Origin of the sequence: Pseudoalteromonas sp. Cn5-37, from assembly GCF_021532495.1 — a bacterium.
In the GTDB taxonomy this organism is placed as follows: domain Bacteria; phylum Pseudomonadota; class Gammaproteobacteria; order Enterobacterales; family Alteromonadaceae; genus Pseudoalteromonas; species Pseudoalteromonas simplex.
Genome location: NZ_JAKGBA010000001.1, coordinates 443,734 through 468,561, shown reverse-complemented (window position 1 = coordinate 468,561; position 24,828 = coordinate 443,734). Strand labels below are relative to the sequence as shown.

Annotated in this window: 23 protein-coding genes; 17 read left to right on the top strand and 6 right to left on the bottom strand. The window is 41.2% G+C overall.

The window, feature by feature from the left end; translation table 11 throughout:
* Positions 1–23 precede the first annotated feature (23 nt).
* Complete coding sequence (locus L1266_RS02185) at positions 24–1,043, bottom strand: LacI family DNA-binding transcriptional regulator (protein WP_138600573.1); 1,020 nt, start codon at positions 1,041–1,043, stop codon at positions 24–26.
* A 415-nt stretch (positions 1,044–1,458) separates the two neighbouring features.
* Between L1266_RS02185 and glk the strand changes: the two genes are divergently transcribed.
* From glk to L1266_RS02145, 8 genes are all read left to right on the top strand, one after another.
* The gene (gene glk / locus L1266_RS02180) at positions 1,459–2,457 is read left to right on the top strand and encodes a glucokinase (protein ID WP_235376735.1); all 999 of its coding nucleotides are present in this window, start codon (positions 1,459–1,461) and stop codon (positions 2,455–2,457) included.
* Positions 2,458–2,479: 22 nt separating this feature from the next.
* Complete coding sequence (locus L1266_RS02175) at positions 2,480–3,493, top strand: LacI family DNA-binding transcriptional regulator (RefSeq protein ID WP_138600577.1); 1,014 nt, start codon at positions 2,480–2,482, stop codon at positions 3,491–3,493.
* A 431-nt stretch (positions 3,494–3,924) separates the two neighbouring features.
* Complete coding sequence (gene edd / locus L1266_RS02170) at positions 3,925–5,775, top strand: phosphogluconate dehydratase (RefSeq protein WP_235376734.1); 1,851 nt, start codon at positions 3,925–3,927, stop codon at positions 5,773–5,775.
* A 34-nt stretch (positions 5,776–5,809) separates the two neighbouring features.
* A complete protein-coding gene (locus tag L1266_RS02165) occupies positions 5,810–6,430 on the top strand; it encodes a bifunctional 4-hydroxy-2-oxoglutarate aldolase/2-dehydro-3-deoxy-phosphogluconate aldolase (RefSeq protein ID WP_235376733.1) in 621 nt (206 codons plus the stop codon).
* Positions 6,431–6,448: 18 nt separating this feature from the next.
* A complete protein-coding gene (gene gap / locus L1266_RS02160; RefSeq protein WP_054551438.1) occupies positions 6,449–7,453 on the top strand; it encodes a type I glyceraldehyde-3-phosphate dehydrogenase in 1,005 nt (334 codons plus the stop codon).
* 125 nt (positions 7,454–7,578) lie between these two features.
* Entirely contained in the window at positions 7,579–8,022 is a 444-nt protein-coding gene (locus L1266_RS02155; protein ID WP_235376732.1) for a hypothetical protein, read from the top strand.
* A gap of 52 nt (positions 8,023–8,074) precedes the next feature.
* A complete protein-coding gene (locus tag L1266_RS02150) occupies positions 8,075–8,434 on the top strand; it encodes a hypothetical protein (protein WP_235376731.1) in 360 nt (119 codons plus the stop codon).
* Between the two features lie 65 nt (positions 8,435–8,499).
* Positions 8,500–9,621: a sterol desaturase family protein gene (locus tag L1266_RS02145; protein ID WP_235376730.1), complete on the top strand. Its 1,122-nt coding sequence runs from the start codon at positions 8,500–8,502 to the stop codon at positions 9,619–9,621.
* Between the two features lie 36 nt (positions 9,622–9,657).
* On the opposite strand, the gene L1266_RS02140 is transcribed toward L1266_RS02145, so the two are convergent.
* The 3 genes from L1266_RS02140 to L1266_RS02130 all read right to left on the bottom strand — a co-directional run bounded on the left by L1266_RS02140 (position 9,658) and on the right by L1266_RS02130 (position 13,516).
* Positions 9,658–10,932, bottom strand: a complete 1,275-nt coding sequence (locus L1266_RS02140; RefSeq protein ID WP_235376729.1) for a protein kinase — start codon at positions 10,930–10,932, stop codon at positions 9,658–9,660.
* Positions 10,933–10,985: 53 nt separating this feature from the next.
* Positions 10,986–11,699, bottom strand: a complete 714-nt coding sequence (locus L1266_RS02135; protein WP_135924910.1) for a YebC/PmpR family DNA-binding transcriptional regulator — start codon at positions 11,697–11,699, stop codon at positions 10,986–10,988.
* A 74-nt stretch (positions 11,700–11,773) separates the two neighbouring features.
* The gene (locus L1266_RS02130) at positions 11,774–13,516 is read right to left on the bottom strand and encodes an ABCB family ABC transporter ATP-binding protein/permease (RefSeq protein WP_442960593.1); all 1,743 of its coding nucleotides are present in this window, start codon (positions 13,514–13,516) and stop codon (positions 11,774–11,776) included.
* A gap of 210 nt (positions 13,517–13,726) precedes the next feature.
* Between L1266_RS02130 and L1266_RS02125 the strand changes: the two genes are divergently transcribed.
* From L1266_RS02125 to L1266_RS02085, 9 genes are all read left to right on the top strand, one after another.
* On the top strand, positions 13,727–14,773 hold the full coding sequence (locus tag L1266_RS02125; RefSeq protein WP_138600590.1) for an NAD(P)-dependent alcohol dehydrogenase: 1,047 nt from the start codon (positions 13,727–13,729) through the stop codon (positions 14,771–14,773).
* Positions 14,774–14,966: 193 nt separating this feature from the next.
* Positions 14,967–15,344 (top strand): hypothetical protein, encoded by a 378-nt coding sequence (locus L1266_RS02120; RefSeq protein ID WP_054551432.1) that lies wholly within the window; start codon positions 14,967–14,969, stop codon positions 15,342–15,344.
* Positions 15,345–15,418: 74 nt separating this feature from the next.
* Positions 15,419–17,230, top strand: coding sequence for a protein translocase subunit SecD (secD, locus tag L1266_RS02115; protein ID WP_235376726.1), 1,812 nt, complete (start codon positions 15,419–15,421; stop codon positions 17,228–17,230).
* Positions 17,227–18,147 (top strand): protein translocase subunit SecF, encoded by a 921-nt coding sequence (gene secF / locus L1266_RS02110; protein WP_235376725.1) that lies wholly within the window; start codon positions 17,227–17,229, stop codon positions 18,145–18,147. Before secD ends, secF begins: the two co-directional genes overlap by 4 nt.
* A 76-nt stretch (positions 18,148–18,223) precedes the next feature.
* Complete coding sequence (locus L1266_RS02105) at positions 18,224–18,700, top strand: transcription elongation factor GreAB (protein ID WP_054551429.1); 477 nt, start codon at positions 18,224–18,226, stop codon at positions 18,698–18,700.
* 240 nt (positions 18,701–18,940) lie between these two features.
* A complete protein-coding gene (locus tag L1266_RS02100) occupies positions 18,941–20,335 on the top strand; it encodes a RimK family protein (protein ID WP_199529697.1) in 1,395 nt (464 codons plus the stop codon).
* The gene (locus L1266_RS02095; RefSeq protein WP_054551427.1) at positions 20,335–21,438 is read left to right on the top strand and encodes a GNAT family N-acetyltransferase/peptidase C39 family protein; all 1,104 of its coding nucleotides are present in this window, start codon (positions 20,335–20,337) and stop codon (positions 21,436–21,438) included. The genes L1266_RS02100 and L1266_RS02095 overlap by 1 nt, the downstream gene beginning before the upstream one ends.
* A gap of 18 nt (positions 21,439–21,456) precedes the next feature.
* Positions 21,457–21,951: an MgtC/SapB family protein gene (locus L1266_RS02090; protein WP_054551426.1), complete on the top strand. Its 495-nt coding sequence runs from the start codon at positions 21,457–21,459 to the stop codon at positions 21,949–21,951.
* Between the two features lie 26 nt (positions 21,952–21,977).
* Positions 21,978–22,418, top strand: coding sequence for a GNAT family N-acetyltransferase (locus L1266_RS02085; RefSeq protein ID WP_235376724.1), 441 nt, complete (start codon positions 21,978–21,980; stop codon positions 22,416–22,418).
* Between the two features lie 10 nt (positions 22,419–22,428).
* On the opposite strand, the gene L1266_RS02080 is transcribed toward L1266_RS02085, so the two are convergent.
* Together L1266_RS02080 and L1266_RS02075 are read right to left on the bottom strand one after the other, a co-directional pair.
* Complete coding sequence (locus tag L1266_RS02080; RefSeq protein WP_235376723.1) at positions 22,429–23,628, bottom strand: GAF domain-containing sensor histidine kinase; 1,200 nt, start codon at positions 23,626–23,628, stop codon at positions 22,429–22,431.
* Between the two features lie 117 nt (positions 23,629–23,745).
* Complete coding sequence (locus tag L1266_RS02075; protein ID WP_138615863.1) at positions 23,746–24,756, bottom strand: GlxA family transcriptional regulator; 1,011 nt, start codon at positions 24,754–24,756, stop codon at positions 23,746–23,748.
* Positions 24,757–24,828: the final 72 nt, after the last annotated feature.

Here is a 24,828-nt window from a genome sequence, read left to right as displayed (position 1 = left end):
AACAAAGCTGTTATCGCTAAAAATTAAACACTTGAACCGCGAATAATTAACCGAGGTGGTAAAAGGGTATTCTCGACATCTTCACCACGAATAAGTTTGAGCAGGTTATCGACCAACATTTGTCCGGCGAGGGTGGTGTCTTGCTGAACAGTGGTAAGTGGTGGGTTTACAAAGCTGGCAACCGCAATATTATCAAAGCCAACAACGTGCACATCATCAGGAACCTTTATTTTTGCTTCTTTCAATGCGCGAATAGCTCCAATCGCAATAAGGTCACTGGCAGCAAATAATGAGTTAAAACGAATGTTATTTGCTAAGAGTGAACGAGTCGCGTGATAGCCTGATTCTTCTGTGGAAATAGCATTTGCCATCTTACGTTCGTTTAAATTAACGCCCTTGGCTAGAAATGCATCTTTAAAGCCTTGGTAGCGAGCAAAAAATTCTGGACTATGCTCAGATGCATCACCAATAAATGCACAATCGGTTCTTCCTGTTGCGAGTAAATGTTCTGCCGCTAATTTACCACCGCCGTAGTTATCACAGCTCACAGTTAAATCTGGTCGGTTATCTACACTGGCACCCCAACAGACAAATTTAGTGTGCTGATCTATTAGGGTTTTAAATTTAGGTTGATAATCAAGGTAATCACCATAACCAAGCAGTATTAAGCCATCTGCACGATGGCTGTCTTCGTAATCGGCTTGCCAATCAGAGCTGCTCGACTGAAACGATACCAGTAAGTCGTAGCCTTCTTTTGCACAGGCTCTGGTTATACTGCCAAGCATCGCCAAAAAGAAAGGATTTATTTGTGATTCATCCGAAGTGGGATCTTCAAATAATAACAAGGCGAGGGTGCTACTTTGCTGTGTTCTTAAGTTACTGGCATTTTTATCAACTTTGTAGTTGAGCTGCTTGGCTACCTCATGAACACGTCGACGGGTTTCTTCGTTGACCAAAGGGCTATTTCGCAGCGCGCGAGACACGGTTGACTGCGACACACCCGCATAATGTGCAATGTCAAAAGATGTCGCCTTACCTTTCATATGGTTACCAAATAACAGAACTAGTAATTGCCATTTTCGGCTATTTAATATTTTTTTCAAGCTATTTGTGACAAGCAGCGAGAGTGTGGCTGTTCTGTACACAGTTAGGTATTTTTTATGTGTTTATAATTGCCTTTTCGATACTTAATACGCAGGTTTTCTCATTAAATACGTATGCATGCACAAATAATGAAAATTTTTATTGATCCAAATCTGACACCGGTGTCATAATGTCACTGTTTTATCATTTTGTTGTCAAAACGTATTTGGCTGCCCATTCATTTGGGCAGCATTTTTTTAATACAAAAGATAGCTTCTTTGAGGCAATGACCCAAAGTTTAGCAGACACGGTGGCTTTGCCATTGAAAACTAGAAAAATAAGCGGCAACTAGCTTAGACAAATAGAGAAAACATCATGAACACACAGACAACCACAGAATTCGCTCCTATTCTTGTTGCCGATATCGGCGGCACTAACGCTCGTTTCGCTTTAATCACTGACTTTAATGCACAAACTAACCAGTTTGTTATCGAGCACAATTTAACTTTTCCAAGTGCAGATTTTGGCTCTTTAGAAAGTGCGATTAACCAGTACTTTAGTCAAATTTCGTTTCCAAAGCCAAGCCGTGCATGTTTAGCAGTAGCTGGCCCGATTAAAGCAGGTCAAGTTCACTTAACTAACCTTGGCTGGCACTTTAACGTTGCCGATTTAAAGGCTGAGTTTTCATTTGAGCAACTTGAAGTAATCAACGACTTTGCAGCATTTGCTTATGCGGCACCTTATTTAGATGATTCGGAAAATATGGCTGTTAAAGCAGGTCAGGCGGATGAAAATGCGAATATCGCAGTTATGGGGCCTGGTACAGGTTTTGGTGCTGCATGTTTAGTTCGCACATCACAAGGCAGTGCTGTTCTTAGCTGTGAAGCAGGGCACATTACCCTTGCTGCTGTCACAGACTTAGACCGTAGGCTGATTACTGAGCTTAAAAAGCAATTAAATCATGTTTCTGTGGAGACTGTGTTCTCAGGCCCTGGTATTGCTCATTTATATGGCGCTATGGCTGCGGTAAAAGGCGTAGAAGCGAAGAATTTAGATGCAGCACAAATTAGCGAGCTTGCAACCACTGGTCAATGCGAAGTCTGTGATGCAACACTCAATCAATTTTGTGATTGGATTGGTAGTGTAGCAGGGGACTTAGCCCTGACATTTGGCGCATTAGGTGGCGTATTTATTGGTGGTGGTATTTTACCTCGTATGCAACAACGTTTATTATCTAGTCGATTTGTTGAACGTTTTGCAGACAAAGGCATTATGTCGCAATATACTTCACAGATCCCTGTTACGCTTGTAACACAAGACAACATTCCATTCATTGGTGCTGCTGCGTGTATACATGTTAAAAGTAACGCGTAATTAGCAGTTGGATGTAGAGCGGATGAAGAAAGTAACCATCAACAGTGTCGCCAGCTATGCCGGTGTATCGAAAAAAACAGTATCTCGCGTGCTTAACAATGAGCCAAACGTGAGTGATGCAACGCGCGAAAAAGTACTTAAAGTATTTAAAGAGCTCGATTACACGCCAAACCCAATCGCTAGAGGTTTAGCACAAAACCGTAGTTTTATTATTGGTTGCTTGTACGATAATCCGAGTAAAAGCTATATTACCCGGGTGCAAACTGGTGCCTTAGCGGCGTGCCATGAACTTAACTACAACTTATTGATCCATCCTTGCGAATTACGCGGTGATGAATTAATTAGTAACATTGAGCAATTAATTCAAACTTCTCGTTTAGACGGTATTGTATTGACCCCGCCATTTTCAGATTTTCCTGAACTTGTAAGCTTTTTAAAGTCGAAAAAGATCCCGTATGCTCGCGTCGCATCAGCAGTACTTGAAGACGACTCTATTTCGGTGAGAAGTAACGACGAGCAGGGGGCTTTTGAAATAACAGAGCATCTTATCAAGCTGGGTCATAAAGAAATTGCCTTCATCAAAGGTCACCCTGATCACAGTGCGACAGAGCAGCGTTTTAAAGGTTATCGAAGAGCGCTTGCGTCAAATGGTATTGAGTTTGATGAACGCTTAGTTGAAGAAGGTAACTTCAGTTATCACTCTGGTGTTGATAGTGCCCGTACAATTTTAGATTTAAACCCTCGCCCAACAGCGGTATTTGCTTCAAATGACTACATGGCAGCAGCAGTATTAAAGCTTGCTACACAAATGCAGTTAAGAGTGCCAGATGATATTTCTATTGCAGGGTTTGATAACGCACCAATTGCACGTCATATCTGGCCGGGGTTAACGACCATTGCACAACCAGTGGAAGAAATGACTCAGCAAGCAGTTAAGCAATTGATCACTCATATTGGTGATCCACAAGAGTCGCCTTATCAAGTAACCCTTGAAGCAAAACTCATTACTCGAGAGTCGACAGCAGAAAATAAATAAATTTCATCTTGTTTTTTCACAGTAGCCCGAGAATGAGTGACGCGTTCTCGGGCTTTTTTATTTTCAATCTAAAAATTGCATTTTTATGATCTAAGTTGCTGTTTTTAAATAAAGCTCACAACAAAACCTTTCTTATGCATACACCTTTAATCGTGGTGCTTCACATGAATTCTACTCATATTCTACTAAAATTGAATTGTTCATTATTTGGTCATTTAAAAAAATTAAACTAAATTTAACAGATAAGGTTGACACCGGTGTCACAGTCATGAGTTAATACAGTGACACCGGTGTCAGGTTGGTTGTGAGAGACAGCCTGTCAGCGTACCTTTGAACGGGTAAATCAAAGTTGCTCAGTACAATTATTTTCGTGGAGTCTGTAATTGTTACTGAGCCTTTATCCTCTAACTATAGAGATGAGTCGAATTTATATGTTGCATCCTCGTATCCAAGAAGTCACCGAACGCGTTATCGAACGCAGTAAAGAGACCCGCCAAGCTTATTTAGAGCGAATCGCGCACGCAAAAAAACAAACAAGAGTTCGTGCAGGTTTAGGCTGTGGTAATATTGCACACGTTATGGCTGCTTGTAGCAGCGATGACAAAGCTCGCTTAAAAGCAGACGAGCAACCAAATCTAGCTATCATCAACGCTTATAACGACATGCTTTCTGCGCATGTTCCTTACAAAGATTATCCAGAAATCATCAAAAACCTTGCCACTAAGTTCGATGCTACAGCACAGGTTGCTGGTGGTGTACCTGCTATGTGTGACGGTGTTACACAAGGCCGTGATGGTATGGAACTATCATTGTTCTCACGTGATGTGATTGCAATGTCTACTGCGGTTTCTTTATCGCATGACGTGTTCGACGGTGTTTTCTGTTTAGGTGTGTGTGACAAGATTGTCCCAGGGCTTTTAATTGGTGCCTTATCATTTGGTCATTTACCAACGTATTTCTTACCAGCAGGTCCAATGCAATCGGGTATCCCGAATAAAGAAAAAGCCCGTGTTCGTCAAAAATTTGCACAAGGCTTAGTAAGTCGCGAAGAGCTTTTAGAGGCAGAAAGCGCATCGTATCACAGTGCCGGTACGTGTACTTTCTACGGTACCGCAAACTCGAATCAAATGTTAATGGAAATCATGGGTCTACATTTACCAGGTAGCTCTTTCATTAACCCTTACACAGAACTACGTGATGGTTTAACAGGTCATGCTGTAGAAACCATGTTAAAGCAGCTAATCGAAACAAAAGATGCTAACTGCCTTGCAGACGTAGTCAGTGAAAAAACAATTATTAATGGTTTAGTTGGCTTGTTATCAACAGGCGGCTCAACAAACCACGCAATCCACCTAGTAGCTATCGCAAAAGCAGCGGGTGTAATCCTTACTTGGAAAGACATGGCTGATTTATCAGAGGTTGTGCCACTTCTTACACGTATCTACCCGAACGGCTCAGCAGATGTGAACCACTTCCAAGCTGCCGGCGGTATGGGCTTCTTAATGAAGCAACTACTAAGCAAGGGGTACTTACATAACGACGTGAAAACGATTGTGGGTGATGGCTTAGAAGCATACACCACAGAGCCAATGCTAGATAAAGATTCATCAGTGATCATGACTAACAGCACTGGCCCAAGCAAAGTTAAATGGGTTGCGTGTCCTGAAAAATCACATGATGAAGAAGTATTACGTCCGATTGATAACCCGTTTAGCAAGCAGGGTGGTTTACAGCTTCTTACAGGTAACCTTGGCAAAGCCGTTATTAAAGTTTCTGCAGTGGCTGAGTCACACCAAGTTGTTTCTGCGCCAGCTAAAGTATTTAGCTCACAAGGTGAGTTACAAGAAGCGTATAGCCGTGGTGAATTAAACACAGACTTTATTGCTGTAATTAAAGAGCAAGGTCCAAAAGCGAAAGGCATGCCTGAGCTTCACAAATTAACGCCAGTAATGGCAACACTACAAGACCAAGGCTATAAAGTGGCGATTGTGACTGACGGCCGTATGTCGGGTGCATCAGGTAAAGTGCCTGCTGCAATCCACTTAGCACCAGAAGCGGTTGAAGGTGGTGTAATCGCAAAAATTCACGAAGGTGATTTAGTGACACTGGATGCACCAGCGGGTGTATTGAAAGTACATGTAAGCGATGAAGAATTAGCAAAACGTGAATTACAACTTAGCCAACCAAGCCAAACATATGGTACAGGCCGAGAGTTATTCGCAGGTTTCAGAAATATAGTAAGTAGTGCAGACCTAGGCGCAAGTGCCTTTGGTTTAGAATAATAATACGCCGTTACTGGGCTATGAGGAACAAACAATGAGCATTGAGAAAATTTTATCATCGGCACCTGTGGTACCGGTTGTTGTTATCGAAAAACTTGAAGATGCAGCACCCCTTGCACGTGCGCTTTATAACGGTGGCTTAAAAGCACTAGAAATTACTTTACGTACGCCGATTGCGGCAGAAGCTGTAAAGCTAATGAAAGAAGCTGTACCAGAAGCATACGTTGGCACAGGTACTGTTATTGATAAAGCAACATTTAATGCATCTGTTGAAGCCGGTGCTGACTTCATGGTTAGCCCAGGTGTAAACGACGAATTATTAGCACTGGCTAAAGACACTGATATTCCATTTTTACCAGGTGCAGCAACACCTAGTGAAGTCATGAAATTAGCAAGCCATGGCTTTAAGTTCTTAAAGTTCTTCCCTGCAGAAGCAGCGGGTGGCACGGCAATGCTGAAATCAATTGGTGGCCCTTTACCACAAGTAACTTTTTGCCCTACAGGCGGCATTAGCCTTGAAACAGCACCTAACTACCTGGCACTTAAAAACGTAATCTGTGTAGGTGGTACTTGGATGCTAGATAAACAACTTATTGAAAACAAAGACTGGCAAGCCATTGAAGCGCTTGCTCGCCAAGCAAGTGAAGTAAAATAATTAACGGGAGATATTAGAATGATTAATGTTGCAATTAATGGCTATGGACGTATCGGTCGTAACGTATTACGTGCCCTTTATGAGTCAGCTCAAAACAACGAAATCAAAATCGTTGCAATCAACGATTTAGCACCAGCAAATGTTAACGCGCATTTAACTCAATTTGACTCAGTACACGGTCAATTTTCTCAAAAAGTAACACTTGCTGAAAACACCATGCTAATTGGTAATGACGAAATTACCCTTACACAAGAGCGTGATCCAGCAAACCTTCCTTGGAAAGCACTAAACGTAGATATCGTTTTAGAATGTACTGGTTTATTCACTTCACGTGACGCAGCGGCTAAACACATTGAAGCGGGTGCAAAAAAAGTAATCGTTTCTGCACCAGGCACGGACATGGATGCAACAGTTGTTCATGGTGTTAACAGCGAAGTATTAAACGCTGACAGCAACATCATTTCAAATGCATCTTGTACAACAAACTGTTTAGCACCGATTGCAAAAGCAATCAACGACACAGTCGGTATCGAGCAAGGTAGCATGACAACAATTCATGCTTACACAAACGATCAAAACTTATCTGACGTTTATCACCCAGACTTATACCGTGCACGTAGCGCAACTCAGTCAATGATCCCAACGAAAACAGGTGCAGCTAAAGCAGTTGGTTTAGTACTTCCTGAACTTGCGGGTAAACTTGACGGCATGGCAGTACGTGTACCAACAATCAACGTTTCTTTAGTAGACTTAACGTTTGTTGCTAAGCGCGAAACAACTGCAGCAGAAATCAACGAAGTAGTTAAAGCAGCATCAGAAGGTGCAATGCAAGGTATTCTTGAATACAACGAACTACCACTTGTTTCTATCGACTTTAACCACAACCCAGCGTCTTCAATCTTCGATTCTACCCAAACTAAAGTAGATGGTAAGCTTGTTAAAGTGATGGCTTGGTACGATAACGAGTGGGGTTTCTCAAACCGCATGTTAGACCAAGTTAAAGCGCTAGGTCAGTTCTTATAATAGAACAGTAAAAGTTTAAGCTTTATCCAACAAAGCCACGTTTATCGTGGCTTTTTTGGTTTTTACTGGAAATTAATTTTGATTCACATTACTTTATTGTGCGTAATTATTTTCAAGGAAAGATAATGAAAAAAATCTTATTAACTACCTCACTATTTATAACCTCGTTACTGCCTAGTTATGCTTCAGCATCAGAAGAAGCACAGCAACTTGCAGTGTGTTTAACAGATTCACTAAATGGCAAAGAACGAAAGAACCTCGCTAAGTGGATTTATCTAGGTATGTCGACGCACAGTATTATTAAACCTTTCGCGAATGTGACAGAGCAAGATATGGATGACACTAATCGCTATGTTGGTGCATTAGTTACGCGTTTATTAACCGAAGACTGTCCAAAGCAAGCAAAAGCGGCGATTGAAGTCGGTGGTCAGGGAGCAATGGAAAACGCATTCGGTATTGTTGGTGAAGTTGCAATGCAAGAGTTAATGGCTGAGCCAAGTGTTGGTAATGCTTTAGGGGCGTTTGATAAATACCTTGATCAAGATAAGTTTGATAAAGCATTTCAATAATAGTTAAAAGGCTTATTCTTTTATAAGCCTAACTCGTTTCATAAGGATATGGATGTTCAATAAAATTAACCAGTTATTCGCTAATAAGTTATATAGGTCAATTGCATTGGTTTTAGTCATTCTCATTGCAGGGCCTGAGTTAATGATGGGGTATGAGCTCATGGCGCTACTTGAGTTTTTAGGTCCATCGACATTTGTGCTTATTCATTTGGCTGGAATAAAGCTTTATCTGGAAAGGCTAAAAAACGCTTTCATGAGGTTTGAAAAACATAGTTTGTGCTATAGGCCAAAGGCTTCGCACATTATTGACATGCCTGCGTTGATTATTCATTACTTACCTGAACGCAGTTTCGTTTTGGTTTTTTTGAGCTTGGTCTCAATTTGTTGTATACACATGTTTGTGATGGCTTAACGTATATTTGTTCCTAAATTCTTCTGTGTTATGCTGCGAAAAATTGATAAATGGATTTTTATATCATGACACGTCTTTATCATCGGCTATTTAGAGCTGAGCAGTTTCAAGTGGGTGAGGGCAATATCAGTGGTTATATTGCTTGCTTCTTAGCGGTGTTATCCTGTTTAGGGGTATTAGCTTTTCATTTTCCAGAGTACTTAACGACCCCAGAGCTCAGGCAAAACTACAGTGTTGAGTTTTTACGTCAGCTAATGTTTGTGGCATTAATTATTTCGGGCAGTTTAGGGCTTTTGAATTTTGTTCGTAATACTAATAAACGGCTGGGTGCAACGGCTTGGGTATTTATAGTTGTGGCAATTGCATTTGGCGGTCCGAATGTTGAAGTGGGCGACTTTAAAGATAACACGCCGTACTTGGGGCTGGATTGGTTCATTCTTGACTTACTTGGCTCCACACTGATTTTTATTCTAATTGAGAAGCTACTGCCGCACCGTAAAGAACAAAAAATTCTCCGCTCTGAGTGGCAGGGTGATTTAAATCATTTCTTTGTTAATCACTTAATTATTGGTTTTGTGTTGCTGGCAACCAATCAGTTCGTGCATCATGCTTTTGGCTGGGCTGTGTCTGATACAGTGCAAGGCTTTATTATTCAACTGCCATTTTTACTCCAATTATTTTTAATCATTTTAGTTGCTGATTTAATGCAGTACTTTGTGCATAGGGCTTATCACGAAGTGCCCCTGCTTTGGCGTTTTCATGCCGTGCATCACAGTGCAAAAGAGATGGATTGGCTTGCTGGCTCTCGTCAACATATTTTAGAAATACTCGTGACGCGCAGCTTAGTGCTTACGCCAATTTTTGTGCTCGGCTTTCCATCGGATGTCATTAGCCTCTATGTTATTATTGTTGGCTTTCAGGCAGTGTTTAACCACGCTAATGTTCGGGTAAAATTTGGATGGTTAAAGTACGTGCTCGTTACGCCTCAGTTTCATCATTGGCATCATTCATCTGATAAAGCGGCCATTGACCGTAACTATGCTGCGCATTTTTCTTTTTTAGATTATCTATTTGGCACTGCTGTCAAAGGTCAAGCAGAGTGGCCCGATAAATATGGTGTGGTTGGCGATTACATGCCCGAAGGTATGTTAAAGCAGCAGGTGTTCCCGTTTAAAAAGCAAAAATAAAGCCTCACAGAGGCTTTATTTATAATTACACTACACTCATAATCGCGAAACTAGCTCAGAAAGGCGAGGGCGTTTGTCTGAGTTTAGTACCAAGCACTCTTGAGCGATGTCAGAAAGCATCTTAGTAATGTCGTTTTGTTCAGTGACTACAGTGAGCAAATCATCGATGAAATAACCAAGGGCGCGTACTTCAATGCCTTCTAATCGCTGCTGTTGATCAGGCGTCAGCATGGATAAGTCGGTTGCTGCACCAAAGTCACCAAATAATAACTCGCCCTGTGAATTGATCATGCTGTTATGGGCATAAATGTCACCATGGCTTACTTGCTTTTGATGCAAATGAGCGAGGGTACTTGCCATTTGCTTGACGATTTTTAGCACCACTTCTGGCGCGTACTGGCAGTTGTCTTCGAAGGTATCACGAGTACAAGTTACAAGGGAAGGTGGCAAACCAAGATTCGTGAACTCTTTACTGATAAGCTCCATCACTAAACCAAGTTGTTCCTTTTCATCGACATAGCCCAATGCTTTAATGAGATTTGGATGCTCACTGGCTTTTAAACAACAATTTAGCTCATCGAGTGGATAGCCATCACTGGTGATCTCGCCTTTAAATAACTTAAGGGCAACAGGACGTTGATGCCAATTGGCCAAATGAATAACCCCAGACGCACCTTGGCCAATCTGCTTTTTAACTTGGATTTCATCCAGTGTGATTTTGCTAAACTGCTCACAGTGTAAGCTAGTTGAGCGATTTAAATCGTTACCAGAGAAGGCAAGCCAAGCAAGTTTCGGTAAAGCTAAAAGCCAATCTTCAACTTTTGTAAGCTTATTGGCACTTAAACGTATTAGCTCAAGCTCGTTACAATTAGCCATTGAAGCTGGTAAATGAGTTAACTGATTACCTGCCAGTGCGAGCTTTTTAAGCTTGCTGTACTCACCAAATGAATCAGGTAAAGCGGGGATTTGATTATCCGTTAAGATCAGCCATTCAATCTGCGTTGGCAAACAGTGCGCTTTAAATTCAGTAATTTGATTACCTTTAAATGCCACCATGATTAAGTTAGGGCATTCTCTTAGCACGTCTGGAATATGTTTAAACTGATTAAATGATAAAAACAGCCGTTTGAGATTTTTTAATTTGTAAAAATCGTCAGGTAAATCACTTAGCTGGTTATTAGATAAATCGAGGATTTCTAACGTATCGGCTAGAGTATAAATTTCTTTTGGGAACTCGGTTAGTTTTGCAACAAGCTGAAGCCGTGTACAACCTTGTAGATATCCGGCTTTTAACTCTTCGAGGGTATTCAATGTTGATTCCTTTGGGCTAAAAGGTAAAAGGCCAACTTGGTTGGCCTTTTTAATTAAAACTGTGCGTTATGGTAAACGTTTTGTACGTCGTCACAGTCTTCTAGCATGGCTAAAAAGCGTTCCATGACTTCAACGTCTTCACCTTCAATGGGTGCTTCTACTTGCGGCACAAAAGCAATTAGATCTTCGTGGAAATCAGTAACTCCCATTTCTTCAAGTGCTGTACGGGTGTTGTTGTATTCAGTGTGTGGCGCGAATACCGTCACTTTACCGTCTTCAACTTCTACATCCGTTACATCTACATCAGCCATCATTAGAGCTTCTAAAACAGCTTCGTCATCATCACCATCAAAGACAAAAATAGCGAGGTGATCAAATAAGTGTGATACTGAGTTTTGCGCGCCAATTTTTGCATTTGCTTTAGTAAAACAAACACGTACGTCAGCGAATGTACGTTTGTTGTTGTCGGTTAAACAGTCAACAATGATCATACAGTTACCCGGGCCGTAACCTTCATAGCGAGTTGCTACATAATCTTCGCCGCCACCGCCTTTGGCTTTATCGATTGCACGCTCAATTACATGCGTAGGTACTTGGTCTTTCTTAGCACGCTCAATTAAGCGACGAAGCGCTAAGTTGCCATCGGGATCAACACCACCATTCTTAGCGCAGATATAAATTTCTTTTCCGTACTTTGAATAAACTTTGGTTTTTGCACCCGCAGTTTTTGCCATTGAGTCTTTTTTGTTTTGATAAGCTCTGCCCATCTGCGTGTTGCCTTTTTGTTATAGATAAAAATAAAGCGGTTATTCTAATCATTTAACCTACTAGTTAACAGTGTTTATTCATCGCTTTGCTGTAACTGCCACATTCGTGCGTATTCACCATTCGCTGCAAGCAGTTGATGGTGCTGACCTTGCTCAACAACCTGTCCTTGTTTCATAACAATAATTTTGTCTGCGTCAGTAATTGTTGATAAACGATGTGCAATAACCAAGCTGGTATGTCTTTGTGCGACTTCACGCATCGCGCTGAGAATGGCTTGCTCTGAATGCGAATCTAGCGCCGATGTTGCCTCATCAAATAATAAAATGGGTGAACCTTTTAAAATGGCTCTAGCAATTGCAATGCGTTGTTTTTCACCGCCTGATACTTTTAAACCGCGCTCACCAACAAGGGTTTTATCACCTTTATCTAGGCTGGCAATAAATCCATCTAAATGGGCAAGGCTTATGGCTTTATCAATTTCACCTTCGCTTGCTGTTGGGTTTCCGTAGGCGATATTTTCGCGAATGCTGGTATTAAATAGCACGGTATCTTGCGGTACGATGGCAATAGCTTGGCGCAAACTTTCAAGTGTCACTGTGTTGATTGCTTGCTCATCGATATAAATTTTACCTGCATCAACATCATAAAAGCGGTAGAGAAGACGGCTTAAGGTGCTTTTACCTGCGCCACTGGCACCCACAATCGCCACTTTGCTGCCAGAAGTAACCTCAAAGTTTAAGTTATTTAAAATCGGCCGTTGTTTGTCGTAACTAAACGACACATTTTCAAATCGAATAGCTGCTTTGGTTGCTTTTAATGGTTGTGCATCTTTGTCATCGCTAATGGCGGCTTTGCGATTTAACAGCCCGAGCATGTTTTCAAGGTCAGTCAGCGCACGGCGTATCTCACGATAAACAAAACCTAAAAAGTTAAGCGGTAAAAATAACTGGATCATATAAGCATTGATCATCACAAGCTCACCTATTGTTAGCTCTTTGTTGACCACTGAGCTGGCACCGAGCCACATTAGCGCTGTAATAGCCGCGGCGATGATAAGTGCTTGCCCTGAATTAAGTGCCAGTAACGATAAACGATTTTTAAGCCTCGCTTGCTCCCATTTAGCTAAAAAGCCGTCGTAGGTGCTCGCTTCATACTGTTCATTGTTGAAGTACTTAACGGTTTCGTAATTTAGTAAGCTGTCGATTGCACGGGTGTTTGAGTTGTTATCGGCAGCATTTGCTTCACGAATAAATCGGTTACGCCACTGAGTTACTATCACAGTAAAAGCAATGTAAGTAGTGACGGCAATTAATGTGACCAGTGCAAACCAAGGTGAAAACAAGGTCGCAAAAATAATCGCTACAGTGATTATTTCAAATAGGGTTGGCACGATGTTAAACATCAAAAAGCGCATTAAAAAGCTGAGGCCACTTGTACCACGCTCTATATCGCGACTGATACCACCTGTTTGCCTATCCAGGTGAAAAGCAAGCTCTAAACTATGCAAGTGTTTAAAAACTTTTAGGCCAATATGGCGCATAGCGTGCTCTGTAACACGGCCAAATAATGCATCGCGTACTTCACCAAAAAATACACTGGCAAAGCGCAGTAAACCATAGGCGATCAGCAAGGCAATAGGAACACTTAATAGCGGGTTGATACTCGCATCAACCGCGTCAATTATTTCTTTTAGTGCCCAAGGCATCAGCAATGTGGCGCCTTTTGCAGCAATAAGCGCTAAGACGGCTAAAATAACGCGGCCTTTAAAGGTCATTAAATAGGGCCAAAGTGTTTTGATGCTTTGTGATAGGTTCATTGCATCAGGCGATCTCGTTACCTGTTCTTTGCGGCTCATTCCACGCATTGGGAGTCTCTTGAATCAATTTGATAAAAATAGGCAAAAGCTTTCGTGTTTTAGGCAAGTGTAATTTGTTAATTTACCTCTATACTGAATGCATTATACACAAGCGCATTAGCAAATTAGTTAAATGCATGAGTAAAACACGAAGAAAACTAAGGAGTAAGCATGAAAACCGTCGGTTATGCAGCACATGATTCTGAAAAACCATTAGAGCCGTATCATTTTGAACGCCGTGCACTTCGTGATGAAGATGTATCAATTGAAATTCTATATTGTGGCGTGTGCCATTCAGACTTACACACCGCAGAAAACGACTGGGGCTGGACTCAGTACCCAGTGGTACCAGGCCATGAAATCGTTGGTCGCGTCCTTGAAGTAGGCAGCGGCGTTACTAAATATAAAGTGGGCGATAATGTTGCTGTGGGTTGTATGGTTGATAGCTGTTTAAGCTGTGACCAATGTCATCACGGTGAAGAGCAGTTTTGTCGCGAAGGTATGGTAGGGACCTACTCAGGACAAGACCGCATTAGTGGTGAACTCACTCAAGGTGGTTATTCAAAACACATTGTGGTGCGTGAAGAGTTTGTATTAAGTGTGCCAGAAGGCTTAGACCTTGCTAAATGTGCACCAATTTTATGTGCGGGTATCACAACGTATTCGCCACTACGCACGTGGAATGTCGGCCCAGGTAGTCGTGTTGGTGTGATTGGTTTAGGTGGTTTAGGCCACATGGCGATTAAAATCGCAGCTGCAATGGGCGCACATGTTACGGCAATTAGCCGTAGTGATAAGAAAAAACAGCAGGTTTTATCTTATGGCGCAAAAGATTTATTGGTATCGAGTGATGAAGCTGCCATGCAAGCGCATGCTAATCAATTTGATGTGATCATCAATACTATTCCGGTAAAACACGACTTTACGCCGTATATTCCGCTTTTAGATATTGATGGTACGCAAGTATTGGTTGGTCAAGTAGGTGAGCTTGCTGAGTCTAACTCAGTGCCGTTATTAATGGGGCGTCGCCGTGTTGCTGGCTCATTAATTGGCGGTATAGCGCAAACCCAAGAGATCCTCGATTTCTGTGCGTTACATAATATTCTGCCAGAAGTTGAAATGATCAAAATGGACCAAATTAACGACGCATTCGATAAATTAAAGCAAGGTGATATGGCCTCACGCTTTGTTATCGACATGTCATCATTAGAAGTTTAACAAAGTTAAATGACTAAGCGGGCCTAATTAGGTCCGCTTTTTGTTTTAGTCACTTTTATTTAAGTAATACCTTGTGTTTTATTTTTTTACCCTCATTATATCCCTGTCATCCGCTTAATTTATTGGTCAGTTCTTGTTACGGTTTTTCTCAGTCATTATCTTGCTCTTTACTGTGTTCTTTAGTGCACAGAGCATGGCTATGCCTGACACTCAGTCACACTTTTCTGCAACTAAATTGTTCCAAGTCGAGCTGACTAAAACACCAGTTATTTCCCAAACTCATACAGCTGAGCATCCTAAACCGGATGAACCATCGGGGTTTGATACCCTTATGCCGCGTTTAACTGCCAGTAATTCATCATTATTTCTTTATCATAGTCAGGTTGATCCTGATTACGAACTATTAATTGAATTCTTTGCTGAAGATTGGGGGAAAGAGCACTTTTTAGCGCCGCCAGGTGCTGTGCGTGTGATCCCATGGTTTGCATTAGCCACTCAACGTAAATCCCGCATTAGTGGCTGGAAAGACGCTAATCTCTTGTACAAAGCCAATACGACCTACCATAGCTAAACGACTTCCTTCGTTACTTTTTATTTTTTGGAATTAAATTTTTACCGGCTGACAATGCCGGAAGGAAGTCATGTATGTCACATAAATCAAAGCCGGCGCTATGGCGTCGTCTAAAAATGAGTTATGTCGCTATGATAGCGGCGTGTATTTTATTAGCGGTTAGCGCACTACCTAACCTTTACCCTAACAAATCTTGGTTGCACATTAGCTTGCCAGATCAGACTGTGACGCTGCAAAGTGTGACAACGGCACTAAATCAACATGGTTTTGAAGTGACTGAAGCCAATGATAGCCAAGCACAACTGGCTATTTTATTAGCTGAGCCGACTCAAAGTGCTAATGCGTTGAGCTTTATAAAAACGCAATACCCACAGCTAGAGGCTAAAATTGTTGAGCATGCGACAAGCCCACAATGGCTTCAGCAACTTGGGCTTTCACCGATTAAGTTGGGACTCGACTTAAATGGTGGGGTGTTATTTGTGCTTGATGTTGATCTAGATAAAGCAATGCAAGAGCACTTAAACAGTGTCTATCAACAAACTAAATTAACGCTTCGTAAAGACAAAATTCGTGGTATTCGGGCAAGTGTTGTAAAAGAAGGGGTTGAGCTACAAATTTTACCAAGCGGCGAGGAGCAACTCGCAGGGCTTGTTTCAACGTTACAAGGTCAATTTAAAGGCCTGATGCAAACTAAATCAACAACGAATAACCTAACCACGGTATTACTGCATTTTAATGAGCAAAGCCAAAGCGAATTTAATAAACAAGTTATGGCGCAAAGCTTAACAACACTGCGTGGTCGTATTGAAGAGCTTGGTATCACTGAAGCGGTAACGCAAAGACAAGGTAAGCAGCGTATTCGCATTGAGTTACCCGGTGTGCAAGACCCATCAGAAGCGAAACGTATTATTGGTGCAACTGCGACTCTTGATTTTTACCAAGTCGTCGAAGTAGGTGGTAAAGCGTTTAATGTGCAAGGTGGTGGCGTTGTTAATTTAAATCCTGTTGCGATTCTTTCAGGTGATCACATTAATAATGCCAGTGTTGGCAAAGATGAATGGGGCAAGCCTTTAGTGCAGCTTAGTTTAGATTCGCAAGGTGGCGATGCCATGTCTGCATTTTCTAAGCACAACATAGGTAAGCCTATGGCCACTGTGTATTCTGAATACTCGCGGGATGCAAATGGCGACGTTGTGAAAAAAAGCGAAGTGATAAATGTAGCAAACATTGCCCAGCATTTAAGTTCACGTTTTAGCATTACTAATATGAAAAGCCCGCAAGCAGCCTATGATCTAGCGCTTTTACTACGCGCTGGGTCGCTCACAGCGCCAGTGACAATTGTTCAAGAACAAACCATAGGCCCAAGCTTAGGCAGTGAAAACATTGAACACGGTTTAGCAGCGTTAATGCTGGGTATCGGAATTACCCTTGCCTTTATGGCGCTTTGGTATCGTCGCTTAGGGCTGATTGCCAATATTGCTTTATTGCTTAATCTAACGGCTTTAGTTGGTTTAATGTCGTTATTACCGGGGGTTGTGCTGACCTTACCGGGTATTGCTGGGCTTGTACTGACGATAGGGATGGCAGTTGATACCAATGTGATTATCTTTGAGCGAATAAAAGAAGAGAAGCGTAAAGGCCGGCCTACTTATCAAGCGATAGAGCAAGGTTACAACCAAGCATTTTCGACCATTTTTGATGCCAATGTGACTACGATGATCACGGCAATTATTTTATATGCCATTGGTTATGGGCCGGTGAAAGGCTTTGCAATCACATTGGCGCTTGGGCTATTAACTAGTGTCTTTACAGGCGTTTATATTTCGAAAGCGCTTAGCCAAACACTCTACATTAAACTAACTAATTTAATGGGGGCTAAAGCATGAGTTGGTCAACATTAACTGCAGCTAGTAAAGCGCGCGTTTTAGGATTATTGCTTAGTTGTGTTTTAGTCATTACGAGCTTAGGTGTTTTATCTGTAAAAGGGCTAAACTTTGGTCTTGATTTTACAGGTGGCTACATCACGGAAATTAACACAGCGTCAGTCACAACAATTACAGATTTAAAGGCAAAGTTAAGCCCTGAGGTTGCGAGTAAATTAACTATAAGTAAAGCGGGTGAATATCACTTTGTTTTAAGAGAAGCACCAGAGGTTAGTAAAGCCAGTACTTGGCAAGCAGAGCGGAATGAGCAAGGGGTAGACTATACCGTTTTATCTAGCTCATTTTTAGGCTCACAAGTGGGTGATGAGCTTTTTGAACAGGGCTGTTTAGCTTTATTTGCAGCGCTGATTGCAATTATGGTTTATCTTGCTGTGCGCTTTGAATGGCGACTCGCGGTAGGTTCAGTGGTTGCACTGTTACATGATTTAATCTTAGTGCTCGGTTTATTTTCCTTACTTGGTCTTGAGTTTAATTTAACCGTGCTGGCGAGTTTACTGGCTATTATTGGTTATTCATTGAATGACTCAATTATTGTTGGCGACAGAGTTAGAGAGCTTTTACGTATTCAGCCAGACAATCAACGCATAAATACCCATGTTGTGATTAACGATGCAATTGGTTCTACCTTAACACGTACATTGATCACCTCAGGCACAACACTTGCGACCATTGCTTGTATTTGGCTGCTTGCAGGGGCTGCATTAACGGGTTTTGCTATCGCGTTATTTGTGGGTATTGTGGTAGGGACCTTCTCATCGATTTGTATCGCCGCGACCTTGCCGCAGTTATTGGGGTTAAGTTCAGAAAATTACACCCAAACACTGGATGATAAAACTAAAGCCTATATGGAGTTGCCGTAAGCCAGTTTTATAACTTACTTTCATCAGCCGCTATTTTTCCATAGAATAGCGGCTTTTCTGTTTTAGCTACTTTGATATGAATAAAACACACGTAATTGAACATTTACGCTTTGCGCTAGAGGCACAACTGCAAAACGCCAAAGCAGCGGCAAAAGCGGCCCATGATGCAGCAACTCACGAAGAAAGTGTTGCTGAAACTCAATACGATACCTTGGGTTTAGAAGCCGCTTATTTAGCCCAAGGGCAAGCTGAGCGAGTTAATGAATGCTACCGTGATATTCAGGCATTCAATGCGGTGTTTAAAGAAAGCGAGTTTAATAAGGTTCGTGAAGGTGCATTAGTGTGTCTTATCGATGAGCAAGATAACGCAAAGTGGTTTTTTATGGGCCCAAGTGCAGGTGGCTTAGTGGTTACCGTAAAAGAGCAGCCTATTTATGTTGTAACCCGAGAAGCGCCGTTAGGTAAGCAATTGATTGGAAAGAGCCTTGATGATGAAGTTGAACTCTCAATAGCTGGCAATAAACAACTGTACAGCATAGATCAGTTAATTTAATTATTGGTATTTTTAATCAGTAAATTTCATCTTCAAGTAAAAAATATCTCGTTGGTCACAAAGCAAAAAAACCTCTATAAATCACATCAAGCTTAAGGCTTATACCAATACGCTTAATTACCAATTATTGTGTTTTGGTATTTCAAGCACCCATCTAGTTAAGTGAAGTTTAGCCTCATGCGTTCACTTAATTGGTTGGGTGTTTTCATTTTTCTCATTAGACTTAATTTAGGAAAAGTCGTGTTTAAAACCTTGATAGTGGTTGATAACAATGAGCAACGTATTGCTCAAAATTTCGAAAATGTCATTACCTTTGACACCTACTTACGTGATTATCCAAAACATAATGAGCCAAAAACGCGCATTTTAAACTTGTGTGATACAGGGCAGTATTTAAGTAAAGGTTATTATTGTTCTTTGCTTGCTGAAGCGAGAAAGCATCAGGTATTACCGAGTGTAAAAACAATTAATGCGCTACGTAGCGATGAGCACAGCTCGCGTCATAAAGAACTTGCTGGTGGCACTGTATTTTTTGGCCATACAGATCAAGAGCAGCATAGTAAAGCAACCAAAGCACTATTCTCACAATATCCCGCACCTATTTTAGTGTGTGATGAGCAAGGAGTTGTTAAGCAAGGCACGATTGCATCATTAGATGACACAGCCTTTACAGAATTTGTAAAACAGCTCAGTAGTTTTACAGAGTCAGTATGGCGTATTCACGATAAAAAACGTCGTTACCGTTGGGATATGGCTATTTTGGTTGATCACCAAGAAAAAGTGCCGCCAAGTGATAAAGATGCCATTGCTAAATTCATCAAAGCAGCCGCTAAACATGGTATTTATGCTCAAGCACTGACATTTGATGAAATAACCAATATTGCACAATTTGATGCGTTATTTATTCGTCAAACAACGGCTATCGACCATCCAACTTATCGCTTAGCAAGTAAAGCACAAAGCTTAGGGTTAGTGGTCATTGATGATGCTGAGTCAATACTACGCTGTTGTAATAAAGTGTTTTTGCACGATGCCTTTAATTATCAAAAAGTGCCGAGTTTAAAAACGCATGTTGTTGCTGATACAAGTGAAGAGACAATTGACAATTTAGAAGCAAACTTTAGCTATCCGCTGGTATTAAAAATGCCAGAAGGCTCTTTTTCGAAAGGCGTATTTAAAGTCGCTAATCGTGATGAGTTAGTTGCTAAGTTAACAGAGCTGTTTGAGTTCAGTGCACTTGTGCTTGCGCAAGAGTACATGTATACCGAATATGACTGGCGTGTCGGGGTGTTAAATGGTCGTGCAATTTATGCATGTCGTTATTTAATGGCGCGTAATCACTGGCAAATTTACAACCATGATGCAAAACGATTCTTCTCAGGTGGTTTTGAAACCTTGCCTACCTTTGAGCTACCTAAAGTGGTCCTCGATGCAGCATTAAAAGCCTGTAAAACGGTAGGTAAAGGTTTGTATGGTGTTGATGTTAAAGAGCATCAAGGTAAAGCATACGTGTTAGAAGTGAATGACAACCCAAGTATCGACCATAAAGTCGAAGATGCCTATTTAGGTGATGAGCTTTATATGATCATTATGGATGAGTTTAAACAACGCCTAGAAGCACGAGGCCGCGGTTAATGAACGCATCTGTTTGTCAAATCCGCTTTGCACAGGCCACGGATTTGACGGCTCTTGTTGCCATTGAAGAGCAAAGCTTTAGCCAAGATAGATTAAGTAGCCGTAGTTTAAAACGCTGGATCAGCGCAACTCACGGCTTACTGATGGTGGCCGAGGTAGATAATCAACTAGTTGGATATGGCTTAGTGTGGTGTCACAAAGGGACACGCCTTGCTCGGTTATATTCACTGGCGGTTTTGCAATCTCAGCAAGGTAAAGGTATTGCTGCGCAGTTACTGCTTGCGCTTGAAAGTGAAACGGCTAAACGGGGCCGTTTATACATGCGCTTAGAAGTTGCGGTAAACAACCAATCAGCAATTCGTTTATATGAAAAACTGGGTTATCAGGTGTTTGGTCATTACAGTGATTATTATGATGACCATAGTGATGCTCATCGAATGCAAAAAAACATTCGTCGTAATATCGAATTTAATGCCGATAAACACACGCCTTGGTATCAGCAAACTACCGAGTTTACCTGTGGTCCTGCGGCGTTATTAATGGCAATGTCATCATTGAATGATACCGCAATGAGCCAACTAAAAGAGCTGGATATCTGGCGTGAAGCCACGACTATCTTCATGACTTCAGGGCATGGTGGTTGCCACCCTCTAGGGTTAGCACTTGCTGCAATGAAACGTGGTTTTAAAGCTGATGTAGTTTTAAATACCCGTGATACCTTGTTTATTGATGGTGTCAGAAGCGAAAAGAAAAAAGCCATTTTGCATACCGTACACAATCAATTTGTAGCCGAAGCAATAGCTGCAAAGCTGCCAGTGAGGTATCAAGAGTTAACCTTGGCCTCCATTGAAGATTGGCTTGCTGAGGGTAAAGCGGTGGTGTTATTGATCAGCACTTATCGATTTGATGGTAAAAAGTCACCGCATTGGGTGTGTGTAACCCATATTGATGAGCATTGCTTGTACGTGCATGACCCGTTTTGTGAGAACGAAAAGCAATTGGCGATTGATTGTCAGCATGTGCCAATAGCTAAAGCCGATTTTACTAAAATGGCTAGTTTTGGTTCATCGCGTCTCAGTACTGCGATGGCCTTTTATTTATAATTTTGATTTGGAAGTGCAGTGACACTAAGTAGTTTATTTGATATTGCTCCTTATTCGTGGTCAGCAATAGGTAGCGCCGCATTTTGCGGCGCAATTATTGGTATGGAGCGTCAATTACGCGGCAAACCTGTGGGCATTCGTACTTCAGCGCTCATTGTGTTGGGTACTTATTTGTTTCTATCAACAGCGTTTATGTTACATGGTGAAGATATTGATCATTCACGTGTCGTTGGCCAGATCATTACTGGTATCGGCTTTTTGGGTGCCGGGGTGATGCTTGCAAAAGATGGTGCGGTTGTTGGTGTAACATCCGCTGCAACGATTTGGGTATTAGCATCAATTGGTGTTGTCATTGCCACTGACAACTTACTCGCTGCGATAAAGCTATCAGTGCTAGTGGTGGGGATTTTATATGGCGTAGATGTTCTTGAAGCTAAATTTAAGAGCCTAGGTCGTGGTGTGCATGCCCGTGTAAAACGCTACTCAAAGTTGTATTATCGAAAAGAAAAGTGACATAAGATATCAGATTAGAGTTATTCATGGAGCCTCTTTACGTAATAAAGCCAGCTAGATTAGAAGATTTGTTGTTTATAGGTAGTCAAATACCAGAGTTTGATGGCCGAAATACCCTCAGTAAATTACAAGCACAGTGTGCAGATGTTGACCACCTAGCTTTAGTGGCTTATATCGATAATGAGCCTGTGGCCTACAAACTGGGTTATGCGTTAGATTCAAACACTTTCTATAGCTGGCTTGGTGCGGTTGCACCAAAATGTAGAGGGCAGGGCATTGCACAGGCTTTATTAAACGCGCAAGAAGCATGGGTTAAAGCCAACAATTACCGAACCATTAAGGTTAAGTCGATGAACCGTTTTCCTGCAATGCTGAGTCTGCTTATCAAAAATGGCTATTCAATTGTAGGTTATGAAGACAGAGGCAGCCTACAAACTAGTAAGATTTTATTTACGAAAGACATTTAAACTTATCAACTTACTTAGGCAAACTAATTAAAAAATGGGCGCCTGCATCACTTTCTTGTACACAAATATCGCCTTGCAGTTGTTGGCTAACTATTTTCTTCGCAATACTCAGGCCTAGCCCTATACCTGATTGATTGCTGCTACCTTTAAAAAAAGGGGTGAAAATTGAGCTTAGTTCATTGCTGCTGATACCGTTGCCGTTATCTTTATAGTGAATTTTTAACACCTCATCAAAATTAAAAATATTAATTTCTATAGCAGGGTCTGCAATATTGTTGAACGCATGCTCCATTGAGTTTTGTAGCAAAATAATGAGTACTTGCTTGAGTAGCTCTATTTCAACTTCAAATTGGCTATGTGGGTTTTGATAATTAATGTCTAATTTAATTGCACGATATTTTATTTGCTCTTTTAAGTGTTCTTGAAGTGATTCTGAAAGCTGAGCTAAGGTAATGACAGTTTTACTAGATTGTGATTTGGTATACAGCAAATCTTGTAAAATTCGTATTTTATGTGCACATGCGGTTAAATTTCTATCTAGCAGTTCATTAGTGTTCTCTAATGTATCTAATGTGTTTTGTAGTGCTTGTTGGCTTAATTGTTTTTTTACTAGTAGGGATTTAGTGTCATTTAAGGCAAGTTTGGTTACATCAACGGTTGTAATACAGTTACCTAAAGGAGTATTAATCTCATGAGCAATGCCTCGAATTAAAGTCGCGAGCTCAGTAAACTGTTGCTGCTCAAACGCTTGTTTTTGCTGATGTAATAATTTTAGTTGCGTCTCGAAGCTTTGTTTAATGGTTTCGAGTAGCTTTATTATTGGCTCATTATATTCATGGGGTTTACTATCAAGGATACAAATAGTACCAAATGGGGTAGTATCTCCAGCACAGATTGGTAAACCCAAATAAGAAATCATATTCAACTTGATATCAGGGTTTTCTTTCCAATCATCATCAATAAGTGCGTTTGGAATATTCAGTAAGTTCTGCGTTTTTACGACATGCTCGCAATAGAGGCCTGAATCTTCTAACTCTTCGCTGTCACCAATTTCATAAGGATTTGCTTGGTTATCGTTTTTTGAAAACACACTAATAATATTGTTTTCTATTTTCATTACTAATGCGACGGGCACTTCAGCAATCAGGGCTAAAACAGCGAGCGTTTTATTCCAACTTTGTACTAACTCATCATAATTTGGCTGATACATTTATCAAATTTACTCAATTACTAATACAACAAGTCAAAGGATAGTAATAATCTTGAATTCAGCAACTTAAATATGATTAATCTGACTTAGCCTGAAATATATTTAGATACTTTAGTTTTAGCCAAATAGTTTTCGTCTAACAACTGTGCGATATTCACTGGGTGTTTGCGAAAGCACTTTCTTAAAAACTCGTGTTAAGTGACCTTGGTCGTTATAACCTACTTCCAGGGCAACTTCTTGAATAGATAAATTTGAAGACGCTAATAACTCTTTTGCAGTTTGTACTCTAAGCTGTTGCCAATACTCAACAGGAGTTTGGCTGGTGGCTTGACGAAATCGGCGCGTAAAGGTGCGGTAGCTTAAACTAAATTGCGCTGCAATTTCTTGCAGGGTTAATTCTGAGGTTAAATTGTTTTTCAGCCAAAATTGAATTTGTGCAATGAGCTCATCTGGGTGTTTATCAACGGCACCTTCAAGGTAGCGCTGATCTTCGTAAGGTTTACGAATTTCATGGGAGAAATTACGCTCAACATGTTGCGCCGCTTCTCGGCCGTAATATTGACTAATAATATGCACAATAACATCGGCAAGGGCATTTAAACTCGCAACGGTGTACATGCGCTCAGATTGTGTGATGAAAAAGTCAGGCTTAAGCTGTACTTTAGGGTAGTCACGTTTAAATTGTTCTGCGTAGTGCCAGTGAGTGGTAGCAGGGTGGCCATCTAGTAATCCCGCTTCGGCAACTAAACAATTACCTGTGCCAACACCAATGATATGGCTGCCTTGCTGCCAAGAATCACCAAGCCAGTTCACCAAACTCTTTTGTTTGCTTACTACTGGACGCGGGTTTCGCCAAATCCCAGGAACGATAATTAAGTCACTTACAGGCGCTGTGACGGTTTCACAATCGGGCATAATTGAAAGCCCAGTACGATTGGGGATCGCTTCTAGACTACTTGCAACTAAATTGATGTTTAAGGGTTTAAATTCGTTTTGCTGACGATGGCTTTTAGCAAAGGCCTCGCCAGCTCTGAGCATTTCGATAGGCAGGGTTAAACTGGTTATTAATAAATGGGGATAAACCAAAATACTAATTTCAATAGCTTTTACTTGTTGAAGTTTCGTCACTCTAATTGCTCCGACCAGTTATTTTTGGCCTGTTATGCAGGTTATTTGGCTATTTAAGCATAAAGCGTGTTA

Excerpts from the sequence above, each read along its gene's own strand:
- L1266_RS02145 (WP_235376730.1), top strand. The coding sequence starts at position 8,500 with ATGACACGTCTTTATCATCGGCTATTTAGAGCTGAGCAGTTTCAAGTG.
- secD (WP_235376726.1), top strand. The coding sequence starts at position 15,419 with ATGTCACATAAATCAAAGCCGGCGCTATGGCGTCGTCTAAAAATGAGT.
- L1266_RS02095 (WP_054551427.1), top strand. The coding sequence starts at position 20,335 with ATGAACGCATCTGTTTGTCAAATCCGCTTTGCACAGGCCACGGATTTG.
- L1266_RS02155 (WP_235376732.1), top strand. The coding sequence starts at position 7,579 with ATGAAAAAAATCTTATTAACTACCTCACTATTTATAACCTCGTTACTG.
- L1266_RS02185 (WP_138600573.1), bottom strand. The coding sequence starts at position 1,043 with ATGAAAGGTAAGGCGACATCTTTTGACATTGCACATTATGCGGGTGTG.
- L1266_RS02165 (WP_235376733.1), top strand. The coding sequence starts at position 5,810 with ATGAGCATTGAGAAAATTTTATCATCGGCACCTGTGGTACCGGTTGTT.
- gap (WP_054551438.1), top strand. The coding sequence starts at position 6,449 with ATGATTAATGTTGCAATTAATGGCTATGGACGTATCGGTCGTAACGTA.
- L1266_RS02135 (WP_135924910.1), bottom strand. The coding sequence starts at position 11,699 with ATGGGCAGAGCTTATCAAAACAAAAAAGACTCAATGGCAAAAACTGCG.
- L1266_RS02125 (WP_138600590.1), top strand. The coding sequence starts at position 13,727 with ATGAAAACCGTCGGTTATGCAGCACATGATTCTGAAAAACCATTAGAG.
- L1266_RS02175 (WP_138600577.1), top strand. The coding sequence starts at position 2,480 with ATGAAGAAAGTAACCATCAACAGTGTCGCCAGCTATGCCGGTGTATCG.
- L1266_RS02080 (WP_235376723.1), bottom strand. The coding sequence starts at position 23,628 with ATGTATCAGCCAAATTATGATGAGTTAGTACAAAGTTGGAATAAAACG.
- L1266_RS02120 (WP_054551432.1), top strand. The coding sequence starts at position 14,967 with ATGGCTATGCCTGACACTCAGTCACACTTTTCTGCAACTAAATTGTTC.
- edd (WP_235376734.1), top strand. The coding sequence starts at position 3,925 with ATGTTGCATCCTCGTATCCAAGAAGTCACCGAACGCGTTATCGAACGC.
- secF (WP_235376725.1), top strand. The coding sequence starts at position 17,227 with ATGAGTTGGTCAACATTAACTGCAGCTAGTAAAGCGCGCGTTTTAGGA.
- L1266_RS02130 (WP_442960593.1), bottom strand. The coding sequence starts at position 13,516 with ATGAACCTATCACAAAGCATCAAAACACTTTGGCCCTATTTAATGACC.
- L1266_RS02085 (WP_235376724.1), top strand. The coding sequence starts at position 21,978 with ATGGAGCCTCTTTACGTAATAAAGCCAGCTAGATTAGAAGATTTGTTG.
- glk (WP_235376735.1), top strand. The coding sequence starts at position 1,459 with ATGAACACACAGACAACCACAGAATTCGCTCCTATTCTTGTTGCCGAT.
- L1266_RS02105 (WP_054551429.1), top strand. The coding sequence starts at position 18,224 with ATGAATAAAACACACGTAATTGAACATTTACGCTTTGCGCTAGAGGCA.
- L1266_RS02150 (WP_235376731.1), top strand. The coding sequence starts at position 8,075 with ATGTTCAATAAAATTAACCAGTTATTCGCTAATAAGTTATATAGGTCA.